The following is a 10857-nucleotide window of genomic DNA, read 5'->3' as shown; positions in this document are numbered from 1 at the left end:
GGTGGGCTGAAGCCCACCCACCAAGGCCGGCGTCGGCCTCGATGGATGGACCTGAGCCCACCAAAAGGGCTTCGATAGAAGCCCGCAGCGTCCTTGTACCGTGGGCTTCAGCCCACCGGCGCGTTCTGCACGGACGACCGAGGTCGCGCTAGATCAGCCCGAGCAGGTTGAGGAATACCAGCACGATGGCCACCGGCGTGCCGTAGCGCAGCAGCTTCCACCAGGCCTGGAACAGCCCGGCGTTGCGAATGCCGATGGCCTCGCTGACCACGTGACGCTGCAGCACCCAGCCGGTGAACAGCACCGTGCCCAGCCCGCCCAGCGGCATCAACCAATTGGTGGTGAGGTAGTCCAGGGTGTCGAAGAAGGTCTTGCCGAACAGCTGGTAGTCCGCCCAGTGGTTGAACGAGAACACGCTGCCCAGGCTCAGCAGCCAGAGCACCAGGCCGCTGCCCAGCACGGCCTTGGTCCGGCTGATGCGAAAGCGCTCGGTGAGCCAGGCGATGCTCGGCTCCGAGAGCGAAATGGCCGAGGTCAGCGCGGCGATCACCAGCATCACGAAGAACAACCCGCCGACGACCTGCCCCAGCGGCATCTGGCCGAAAGCGATCGGCAGGGTGACGAAGATCAGCCCCGGCCCGGCCCCCGGTTCCAGCGCGTTGCCGAACACCAGCGGGAAGATCGCCAGGCCGGCCAGCAGCGCCACCGCGGTATCGGCCAGCGCCACCAGAATCGAGGTCTTGGCGATTGAGGTGCCTTCCGGCAGATAGGAGCCGTAGACCATCATCGCGCCGCAGCCCAGGCTCAGGGTGAAGAAGGCATGGCCGAGGGCGACCAGCACGCTCTGCGCGGTCAGCGCGGAAAAGTCCGGCACGAAAAGAAACTGCAGCGCCTGGGCGAACTCGCCTTCGATGGCGGCGTAGACCACCAGCACCAGCATCAGCACGAACAGCCCGGGCATCAGAAAGCGCAGCGATCGCTCCAGCCCGCCGCGCACGCCGAAGCCGACGATCAGCATGGTCGCCGCCAGCACCAGCGTGGCACAGACCACCAGGCGCAGCGGGTCCGCCAGCAGCGCGCCGAACAGCGCACCACTGGCCTCCCCGCTGACCCCGGTGAAGCCGCCGCTGAACGTCGCCGGCACATAGGCCAGCGCCCAGCCGGCCACCACCAGATAGAAACTCAGGATGAGAAAGCCGGTCAGCCCTCCGAGCCAGCCCACCACCCGCCAGCGCGAACTGGCCCCGGCCTCGCGCGCCAGCCGCGCCACGGCGCCATCAGGGTTCGCCCGACCACGGCGGCCGATCATCACCTCGGCCATCAGCAGCGGAATGCCGATCAGGAGGATGCAGGCGAGATAGACCAGCACGAAGGCGCCGCCGCCGTTCTGCCCGGTCACGTAGGGGAATTTCCAGATATTGCCCAGGCCCACCGCGGAGCCGGTGGCGGCGAGGAAGAACACCCAGCGGGAGGACCACAGGCCTCGGCTGGCATTGTCCTGGATGCGTGCGCGCGCGCCGGCGAAGGTGCCGGCCGCGAGGCTGGTTTTATCGGTCATTGCGGATTCCTGCTTGTTGTTTTTGTCAGGGATGGTGCGAACGAACGGAGCGGGTACGGCGCTGGCGATCAGAGCCCGCCGCCCCACTCAGCGAAGGCCGGCGCGCTCGGGCGACCGGCCATGTGCCGTCATGAAGCCTGCCGCTGCAGCGTCGCGACCTGCGGCGCGCCGCCGGCCTGCAAGCGCTCGAGCGCCAGGCGGTCGGCGATCACCGAGGTGCACTCGCCACTGGCGGCGGCCCGCTCGAAAATCTCGCGCAGCGTGCCGGCGATGGCGTTCACATGGGCATCGATCTGTGCGGCGCTGCCGCCGTTGCGCTGGTAGTAGACGTCGATGATGCCGCCGGCGTTGATTGCGTAGTCCGGCGCGTAGAGCTGGTTGCGCCGCTGCAGTTCGACGCCGATCTCGGCGCTGGCCAGCTGGTTGTTGGCCGCACCGGCGATCACCGGGGCACGCAGCACTTCCAGGGTCTGCTCGTTGAGGATGCCGCCCATGGCGCAGGGCGCGAAGACGTCAACATCGAGACCGTAGATGTCCTGCGGGCGCACCACGTTGGCTCCCAGCTCGTCCATTGCCTGCTTGACGTTGGCATCGAAGATGTCCGCCACCCACAGTTCGGCGCCCGCCGCTTTCAGGTGCCGCGCCAGCCCCAGGCCGACATGGCCGACGCCCTGGATCGCCACCTTCAGCCCGGTCAGCTCGTCGCGACCGAGGCGCTGGCGCACCGCTTCCTTGAGGCCGACGAACACGCCGTAGGCGGTAGACGGCGACGGGTCGCCGCTGGCGACGCTGCCATCGAGCAGGGTGCGCGGCGTGGCGCCGACCACATGGCGGGTGCGCTGGGCAAAGGCCTGCATTTCGGCATCGCCGGTGCCGGAGTCGGCGGCGGTGATGTAGCGCCCGCCAAGGCTGTCGACGAAGTCACCCATGGCGTGCAGCAGCGCCTGGCTCTTGCCGGTATGCGGGTCGCCGATGATCACCGCCTTGCCGCCGCCGAGCTTGAGCCCGGCCAGCGAGGATTTCAGCGTCATCCCGCGCGACAGCCGCAGCACATCGCGCAGGGCCTCGTCGTCACTGGCATAGGGGAACATCCGGCAGCCACCCAGCGCCGGCCCGAGGCGCGTGTCGTGGATGGCGATGATGGCTTTCAGACCCGACGCCTGGTCATGGCAGAAGACCACCTGCTCGTGGCGGTCGAAGTCAGGATGAGCGAAGACGGACATTGGGTTACCTCGTTCTTGTTGGTCTGGTGGCCTGTCACGGACAGGGCCTCGTTAGCGGGTATCGCCTGCGGCGGTGGCCATGCGGGGCGACCGATTTCACCCCGCTAGCGCACTGCGAGCTACGCCGCCGGCTGGAACAGCCGTACGCTCTGCACCTCGTCGCCTTTGGCCAGCTGCTCGCGGAGCAACTTCTCCTGCTGGCGGGCCTTGGCGATGGAACGCTCCTTCACCGGGCCGTAGCCGCGGATCTGTTCCGGCAGCGCGGCGATGGCCACGGCGGTGCGGTAGTTGGTCGGCTTGAGCTGGGCCAGCAGCTCGTCCACGGTCTTCTCGTACTCGCCGATCAGCTGGCGTTCGACGCGGCGGTCGTGGCCATAGCCGAACGGATCGAGCGGTGTGCCACGCAGGTAGCGGAACTTGGCCAGCACGCCGAACACATTGAGCACCCACGGCCCCAGCTCGCGCTTGCGCGGCTCGCCGGTAACCGCATCACGCTTGGCCAGCCAGGCCGGAGCGAGGTGGAACTGCAGCTTGTAGTCGCCCTCGAACTGCGCCTGGAGCTGCTGGCGGAATTCCGGCTCGCTGTAGAGGCGTGCCACCTCGTACTCGTCCTTGTAGGCCAGTAGCTTGAAGTAGTAGCGGGCGACGGCCTTGGACAGCGCCAGATCGTCCGCGCTATCGGCATCGCGCACGCGCTCGACCAGCTGGCGATAGCGGCGCGCCAGCCCGGCGTTCTGGTAGCGGGTAAGGAAATCCACGCGCCACTCGACGATCTCTTCCAGGGTCTTGCAGATCGGCTCCGCTATTTCGGCCGGACGCGCCAGCTGTTCGACTGCTTCACGATCTAGCACGGCACGGCGGCCCCAGCGGAAGGCCTGCAGATTCAGCTTGGCGGCAACGCCATTGAGCTCGATGGCCTTCTCGATGGCCTCGGCGCTGATCGGCAGCAGCCCCTGCTGATAGGCAAAGCCGAGCAGGAACAGGTTGGTGGCGATGCTGTCGCCCAAGAGCCGCGTGGCCAGGCGGGTGACATCGACGAAGTGGGTCTTGTCGGCGCCGACCGCGTCGCTGATCGCCTGGCGCATGGCCGCGCCGGGCACCTGGGCGTCCGGGTTGCGAGTGAACTCGGCGGTGGCGGACTCGTGGCTGTTCACCACGGCATTGCTGATCTGCTCGTTGAGGCGGGTCAGCGATTCATCGCCCGCCGCGACGATCAGGTCGCAGCCCAGCAGCAAGTCTGCTTCGCCGGCGGCGATACGCACCGCGTAGATGTCGCTCTGCTTGGCGGCGATGCGCACGTGGGTGGTCACCGGGCCGAATTTCTGCGCCAGGCCGGCCTGGTCGAGCACGGTGCAGCCCTTGCCTTCCAGGTGCGCGGCCATGCCGAGCAGCGCGCCAAGGGTGGTCACGCCGCTGCCGCCAACGCCGGGGATCAGCACATTCCACGGCCGCTCCAGCGACGGATGCTGCGGCTCGGGCAAGGTCGCCGCCTCGATACCGCCAGCCACGGCTTCGGGCTTGCGCAACCCGCCGCCATGCACGGTGACGAAGCTCGGGCAGAAGCCCTCGACGCAGGAGAAGTCCTTGTTGCAGGCGTTCTGGTCGATCTCGCGCTTGCGGCCCAGCTCGGTTTCCAGCGGCAGCACAGCCAGGCAGTTGGACTTCTCGCCGCAGTCGCCGCAGCCCTCGCAGACCGCCGGGTTGATGAAGGCGCGCTTGGCCGGGTCTTCCAGCTTGCCGCGCTTGCGCCGACGACGCTTCTCGGTGGCACAGGTCTGGTCGTAGATGATCACCGAAACGCCCTTGAATTCACGCAGCTCACGCTGCACCGCATCCAGTTCGCGGCGATGGTGGAAGCTGGTGATCGGCGCGAAGGTATCGCGGGTCGGGTACTTGTCCGGCTCGTCGCTGACCAGGGCAATGCGCTTGACGCCCTCGTGGAAGATCTGCCGGCTGAGCTGGTCGACGCGCAGCTCGCCGTCGATGGGCTGGCCGCCGGTCATGGCCACGGCATCGTTGTAGAGAATCTTGAAGGTGATGTTGACGCCGGCTGCCACTGCCGCACGCACCGCGAGGCTGCCGGAGTGGAAGTAGGTGCCGTCGCCGAGGTTCTGGAACATGTGCGGGGTGTCGGTGAACGGCGCCTGGCCGATCCAGTTGACGCCCTCGCCGCCCATCTGGGTAAAGGTCTCGGTGCGCCGGTCCATCCACTGCACCATGTAGTGACAGCCGATACCGGCCGAGGCGCGGCTGCCCTCGGGCACCTTGGTGGAGGTGTTGTGCGGGCAGCCGGAGCAGTAGTGCGGCGTGCGCACGGTGCTGTAGCTGCGCGCGGCCAGGGCCTTCTCCTTGGCGGCCAGGAAGGCCAGGCGTGCCTGGATGCTGTCGCTGGTGTAGATCGGCGCGAGGCGCTTGGCGATCACCCGGGCGATCATCGCCGGGGTCAGCTCGGAGAGGTTCGGCAGCAGCGAGTTGCCCTGCTCGTCGAACTCGCCGACCACCCGCGGACGCTTGCTGACGGGCCAGTTGTAGAGCTGTCCGGTGAGCTGGTCCTCGATGATGCTGCGCTTCTCCTCGACCACCAGAATCTCGTCCAGCCCCTGGGCGAACTCGTGCACCGAGACCGGTTCCAGCGGCCAGCTCATGCCGACCTTGAGCACCCGCAGGCCGACCGAGGCGCACAGCGCTTCGTCCAGGCCCAGGTCGTCCAGCGCCTGACGCACGTCGAGATAGGACTTGCCGGTGGTGATGATGCCAAGCCGCGGATTCGGCGAATCGAGCATCACCCGGTTCAGGTTGTTGGCCCGGGCGAAGGCGCGTGCGGCGTAGATCTTGTACAGGTTGAGGCGCTTTTCCTGAGCCAGCGGCGGGTCCGGCCAGCGGATGTGCACGCCGTCCTCGGGCAGCTCGAAATCTTCCGGGATACGCGTCTGCACGCGCAGCGGATCGACTTCCACCACGGCGGAAGAGTCGACGTTCTCGGCAATGGTCTTCAGCGCCACCCAGCAGCCGGAGTAGCGCGACAGCTCCCAGCCAATGATGCCGTAGTCGAGGATTTCCTGAACGTTGGCCGGGTTCAGCACCGGAATCGAGGCGGCAATGAAGGCATGCTCGCTCTGGTGCGGCAGCGTCGAGGATTTGCAGCCGTGGTCGTCACCCGCCAGCAGCAGCACGCCACCCTTGGGCGACACACCCGCCGCATTCGCATGCTTGAACACGTCGCCGGCACGGTCGACGCCCGGCCCCTTGCCGTACCACATGGCGAACACGCCGTCGTACCGGGCGCCGGGGAACAGGTTGGTCTGCTGGCTGCCCCACACCGCGGTGGCGGCCAGCTCTTCGTTGACGCCCGGCTGGAAGTGGATGGCGTGTTGCTTGAGGTAGTTGCGGGCTTCCCAGAGGCTCTTGTCCAGCCCGCCCAGTGGCGAGCCGCGATAGCCGGAGATGAAGCCACCGGTGTTCAAACCACGGGCCTGATCACGCTGATGCTGCAGCATCGGCAAGCGGGTCAGCGCCTGGGTGCCGGTGAGGTACAGATGACCGGTAGCAAGCCGGTACTTGTCGTCCAGACGGATCTCGGCCAGAGACATGGGGCGCTCCTAATTTGTTGTTATCGGAGTCAGGGTGGCGTTGTTCGCTACCCGCCTGACGCAGTCATGGAGAAACCGCACGGTTGTCTCTCCACGCCGGCAATCGGCAGGGGATCACCCCACCGTCGCGTGTCGATTAACAGTCTGGCCGTGACGCGGAGAGATTTTCTTTCTACTTTTGCGGTAGAACAGCGGTTCTGTGCATGACCCATTCGCAAACAACAACAAAACAGGAACGACCATGCAGTCCACACCTCTGAGTAGCATCGATCGCAAGATCCTCCTGCTGCTGCAGCACAACGCCGATCTGTCCGCTGCGGAAATCGCCGAGAAGGTCGAGCTGTCGCAATCGCCCTGCTGGCGACGCATCCATCGCATGCAGGAGGAAGGGCTGATCGAGCGCAAGGTCGCCCTGCTCAACCCGAAGAAGCTCGGGCTGAACATGACGGTGTTCGTCAACATCAAGCTCTCGGCCCACGGCCGCAGCAACCTCGACGAGTTCGAGCGGGCGGTGGTGGGTTATCCCGAGGTGCTGGAGTGCCACACCATGGCCGGTGAGTCGGATTACCTGCTCAAGGTGGTGGCGCGCGACATCGACAGCTACGAGCGCTTCCTCCGCGACCAGCTGCTGCAGCGCCCACATGTGCAGGAAGCGCACTCGCACATCGCCATGAGCGAGGTGAAGCGGACCACGGAGTTGCCGCTGGATTGAGGCTTCAGACCGGGTTCGCAGCAGGCGGTGGATAAGGCGGAGCCGTATCCACCCTACGGGCGAAGCAGCCGCCACGAGGGATGAAAGCGTAGGGTGGAAAACGGCCAGAGCCTTTTCCACGCGTCCACCAAGATCGCCTCCGACAACGTCCCAAGCAACCGCATGCGTCGGGCCTGGTCACGGTGGATAAGGCTTCGCCGTTATCCACCCTACGCACCGACGCACCGCTTGGACTCCTATTCCTCCGGAATCCCTTCCAGCCGCGCACCCCGACCGATCCCCCGCTCGGCGAACCAGCCCTGATGCATTTCCAGGGCATAGAGTGCCGGCTTCTCGGAGCAGCGCACGTCCGTGCTCAGCGGTTCCAGATCGATCACATCGACGACCGCCCCGTCCTCATCGAGAAACGCCGCCGACAACGGCAACGGCGTGTCCTTCATCCATAGACAGTGCCGCCGCACCTCGTCGAAGCGAAACAGCATGCCGCTGTCCGCAGCGAGTTCGGTGCGCCCCATCAGGCCACGCTGACGCCGCAGGAAGGTATCCGCATATTCGGCCTGCACATGATGCCCGCCAACCTCCAGTCGCAACGGCTGGGCGGGCTGGGCGGTGGTCGCGACGGCCATCAGCGATAGCAGCAACGCAATACGCATAAAGCAATCTCCTGAGACCGGGTGCGGCGGAACAGCCAGCCCCGGCCGCACTCATAAGCGAAGCGCCGCACCTGCGCGGCGACATAACGACAACAAGGGAGAACCCCATCGTGCTCAACAGAATAACCGCCGCCAGCGTCTACCTGGTGCAACGCTTCCTTCCCTCGCCCTTCGTCTTCGCCATCCTTCTCACGTTGATCGTGCTGATCGCCGCCATGCTCAGCACCGGTCAGGGCCTGCCGGCCATGGCGCAGCACTGGGGCAACGGCTTCTGGAACCTGCTGGCCTTCACCATGCAGATGTCGCTGATCCTGGTCACCGGCCATGCCCTGGCACGGGCCCCGGCAATCAATCGCCTGCTCGACCGCATGGCCCGTATCCCGCAGTCCCCGGGCCAGGCCATCGTGCTGGTGACTCTGGTGGCGCTGGCCGGTTCCTGGATCAACTGGGGCTTCGGCCTGGTGATCGGCGCCGTGTTCGCCCGCGCGCTGGCACGCCAGGTGCGCGGCGTCGACTACCCACTGCTGGTGGCCTCGGCCTACTCAGGATTCCTGATCTGGCACGGCGGCTTTTCCGGCTCGATCCCGCTGTCGCTGGCCAGCGGCGGGGCCGATCTGGAGAAGATGACCGGCGGCGCGCTGACCGAAGCCATCGGTGTCGGCCAGACGCTGTTCGCTTCCTACAACCTGATCATCATCGCCGTGCTGGTGGTGGGCCTGCCGCTGCTGAACTGGGCCATGCAGCCGAAGACGCCGAAAGTGGTCGACCCGGCGCTGCTGGAAGAGCCCCAGCCAAGCGATATCCCGCGGGAAACCGCCACCCAGCGCCTGGACGACAGCCGCATTCTCGGCCTGATCATGGTCGCGCTGGCGGTGCTGTTCTTCTACCGGCACTTTAGCGTGAACGGTCTGGCGCTGAGCCTGAACATCGTGATCTCGATCTTCCTCTTCGCCGGCCTGCTGATGCACGGCACGCCGGAGCGCTACATGCGCGCCATCGAGGAAAGCATCCGCGGCATCGCCGGCATCGTCGTGCAGTTCCCTTTCTACGCCGGGATCATGGGGATGATGGTCGGCGCCAACGCCGCTGGCCTGTCCCTCGGCCGGCAGGTCACCGACACCTTCATCGCCTGGTCGTCGGCCGAGAGCTTCCCGGTGCTGGCCTTTCTCAGCGCCGGGCTGGTCAACGTCTTCGTGCCCTCCGGCGGCGGCCAGTGGGCGGTGCAGGGGCCAATCATGCTGCCGGCCGGCGCGGCGCTGGGCGTGGCGCCGGAAGTCACGGCCATGGCGATCGCCTGGGGCGATGCCTGGACCAACATGATCCAGCCGTTCTGGGCTCTGCCGCTGCTGGGCATCGCCGGGCTCGGTGCCCGCGACATCATGGGCTACTGCCTGCTCTGCCTGGTGTTCTCCGGTGTGGTGATCGCCGGCGGGCTCTATTTCCTGACCTGAGGCCGGAGCATCCCGGACGGCACGCTGTCCGGAATGCTGGACCACGCTGTCCAGGATGCAAGACACAAGCGCCGTCCAGCTATCTGGACACTCAAGATAAAAACCATGCAAATCAGCGAGTTGCGTATCTGGCACGGAACTCGCTAAATCACCGTGCGGCCTGTCCGCAGCCGAAACAAGAAAAACAATGCGCCTGCCGTGCAGCAGCGAGTCCCCGAATGCCCTCGGCAGCGTTCGGTCGTGCCGCACGGGGCCAGGAGATCGTCCCCGATGAGCTTCGTCATCGCCCTTGCTGCATTGGCCCTGCTGATGCTCGCCGCCTACCGCGGCTACAGTGTCATTCTGTTCGCTCCCATCGCCGCCATGGGCGCGGTGCTGCTCACCGACCCGTCCGCCGTGGCGCCGGCCTTCACCGGCATCTTCATGGAGAAGATGGTCGGCTTCATCAAGCTGTACTTCCCGGTGTTCCTGCTCGGTGCGGTGTTCGGCAAGCTGATCGAGATGTCGGGTTTTTCGCGCTCCATCGTCGCCGCGGCGATCCGCCTGCTCGGCACCAGCCAGGCAATGCTGGTGATCGTGCTGGTCTGCGCGCTGCTGACCTACGGCGGTGTGTCGCTGTTCGTCGTGGTGTTCGCGGTGTACCCGTTCGCTGCCGAGATGTTCCGCCAGAGCAACATGCCCAAGCGCCTGATCCCGGCGACCATCGCCCTCGGCGCGTTCACCTTCACCATGACGGCCATTCCCGGCACGCCGCAGATCCAGAACATCATCCCCACCACCTTCTTCAATACCAACACCTGGGCCGCACCCTGGCTGGGCCTGATCGGCACGGTCTTCGTGTTCGGCCTGGGCATGCTCTATCTCAAGTGGCAGCTCGGCAAGGCCATTGCCGCTGGCGAAGGCTATGGCACCAACCTGCGCAACGAGCCGGAGACGCCCGCCGACATCGCGCTGCCCAACCCCTGGCTGGCACTGTCGCCGCTGCTGCTGGTGCTGGTCGCCAACCTCCTGTTCACCCGCTGGATTCCCGAGTTCTACGGCACCAGCCACACGCTGCAGCTGCCCGGCATGAGCGCACCGCTGGTGACCGAGGTCGGCAAGCTCACCGCGATCTGGGCGGTGGAGGCCGCGCTGCTGCTGGGCATCGCCCTGGTACTGGCGACCAGCTTCGGCACCCTGCGCGGCAAGCTGGCCGAGGGCAGCCGCACGGCGGTCGGTGGTTCGCTGCTGGCGGCGATGAACACCGCGTCGGAATTCGGCTTCGGCGCGGTGATCGCCTCGCTGCCGGGCTTCATCGTGGTGGCCGATGCGCTGTCGGCGATTCCCAATCCGCTGATCAACGAAGCCATCACCGTTAACCTGCTGGCCGGCATCACCGGCTCGGCCTCCGGCGGCATGAGCATTGCCCTGGCCGCGATGGCCGACAATTTCGTCGCCGCCGCCAACGCCGCACAGATACCCCTGGAAGTGCTGCACCGGGTAGCCTCGATGGCCTCCGGCGGGCTCGACACCCTGCCGCACAACGGCGCGGTGATCACGTTGCTGGCAGTCACCGGACTGACCCACCGCGAATCCTACAAGGACATCTTCGCCATCACCCTGATCGCCACCGCCGCGGCCTTCTTCGTGATCGGCGTGTACTACGCTACCGGCATCGTCTGATGGGGCGC

Annotated in this window: 7 protein-coding genes; 3 read left to right on the top strand and 4 right to left on the bottom strand. The window is 66.4% G+C overall.

Going from position 1 to position 10857, the window contains the following annotated elements:
- Positions 1-148: 148 nt before the first annotated feature.
- The 3 genes from VF716_RS20025 to VF716_RS20015 all read right to left on the bottom strand — a co-directional run bounded on the left by VF716_RS20025 (position 149) and on the right by VF716_RS20015 (position 6371).
- On the bottom strand, positions 149-1558 hold the full coding sequence (locus VF716_RS20025) for a sodium-dependent transporter (protein WP_013981771.1): 1410 nt from the start codon (positions 1556-1558) through the stop codon (positions 149-151).
- 128 nt (positions 1559-1686) lie between these two features.
- A complete protein-coding gene (locus VF716_RS20020; protein WP_014595825.1) occupies positions 1687-2781 on the bottom strand; it encodes a Glu/Leu/Phe/Val dehydrogenase dimerization domain-containing protein in 1095 nt (364 codons plus the stop codon).
- Positions 2782-2900: 119 nt separating this feature from the next.
- The gene (locus VF716_RS20015) at positions 2901-6371 is read right to left on the bottom strand and encodes an indolepyruvate ferredoxin oxidoreductase family protein (protein WP_108241463.1); all 3471 of its coding nucleotides are present in this window, start codon (positions 6369-6371) and stop codon (positions 2901-2903) included.
- A 241-nt stretch (positions 6372-6612) separates the two neighbouring features.
- Here VF716_RS20015 and VF716_RS20010 point away from each other — a divergent pair, with 241 nt between their 5' ends.
- The gene (locus VF716_RS20010; protein ID WP_014595823.1) at positions 6613-7083 is read left to right on the top strand and encodes an Lrp/AsnC family transcriptional regulator; all 471 of its coding nucleotides are present in this window, start codon (positions 6613-6615) and stop codon (positions 7081-7083) included.
- Positions 7084-7319: 236 nt separating this feature from the next.
- Here VF716_RS20010 and VF716_RS20005 read toward each other — a convergent pair whose 3' ends face one another.
- Positions 7320-7736, bottom strand: a complete 417-nt coding sequence (locus VF716_RS20005; protein WP_011912054.1) for a DUF192 domain-containing protein — start codon at positions 7734-7736, stop codon at positions 7320-7322.
- Between the two features lie 110 nt (positions 7737-7846).
- Here VF716_RS20005 and VF716_RS20000 point away from each other — a divergent pair, with 110 nt between their 5' ends.
- Both VF716_RS20000 and VF716_RS19995 read left to right on the top strand, forming a co-directional pair.
- Entirely contained in the window at positions 7847-9187 is a 1341-nt protein-coding gene (locus VF716_RS20000; protein WP_011912053.1) for a short-chain fatty acid transporter, read from the top strand.
- 270 nt (positions 9188-9457) lie between these two features.
- Complete coding sequence (locus VF716_RS19995) at positions 9458-10849, top strand: GntP family permease (protein ID WP_440552890.1); 1392 nt, start codon at positions 9458-9460, stop codon at positions 10847-10849.
- The last annotated feature ends 8 nt before the right edge of the window (positions 10850-10857 follow it).

It is taken from the genome of Stutzerimonas sp. Brlt_14, from assembly GCF_051948915.1.
GTDB classification, from domain to species: Bacteria; Pseudomonadota; Gammaproteobacteria; order Pseudomonadales; family Pseudomonadaceae; genus Stutzerimonas; species Stutzerimonas stutzeri.
Note: the sequence above shows the minus strand (reverse complement) of the source record. Positions and strands in the feature narration are given on the sequence as shown.

Excerpts from the sequence above, each read along its gene's own strand:
- VF716_RS20025 (WP_013981771.1), bottom strand. The coding sequence starts at position 1,558 with ATGACCGATAAAACCAGCCTCGCGGCCGGCACCTTCGCCGGCGCGCGC.
- VF716_RS20020 (WP_014595825.1), bottom strand. The coding sequence starts at position 2,781 with ATGTCCGTCTTCGCTCATCCTGACTTCGACCGCCACGAGCAGGTGGTC.
- VF716_RS20015 (WP_108241463.1), bottom strand. The coding sequence starts at position 6,371 with ATGTCTCTGGCCGAGATCCGTCTGGACGACAAGTACCGGCTTGCTACC.
- VF716_RS20010 (WP_014595823.1), top strand. The coding sequence starts at position 6,613 with ATGCAGTCCACACCTCTGAGTAGCATCGATCGCAAGATCCTCCTGCTG.
- VF716_RS20005 (WP_011912054.1), bottom strand. The coding sequence starts at position 7,736 with ATGCGTATTGCGTTGCTGCTATCGCTGATGGCCGTCGCGACCACCGCC.
- VF716_RS19995 (WP_440552890.1), top strand. The coding sequence starts at position 9,458 with ATGAGCTTCGTCATCGCCCTTGCTGCATTGGCCCTGCTGATGCTCGCC.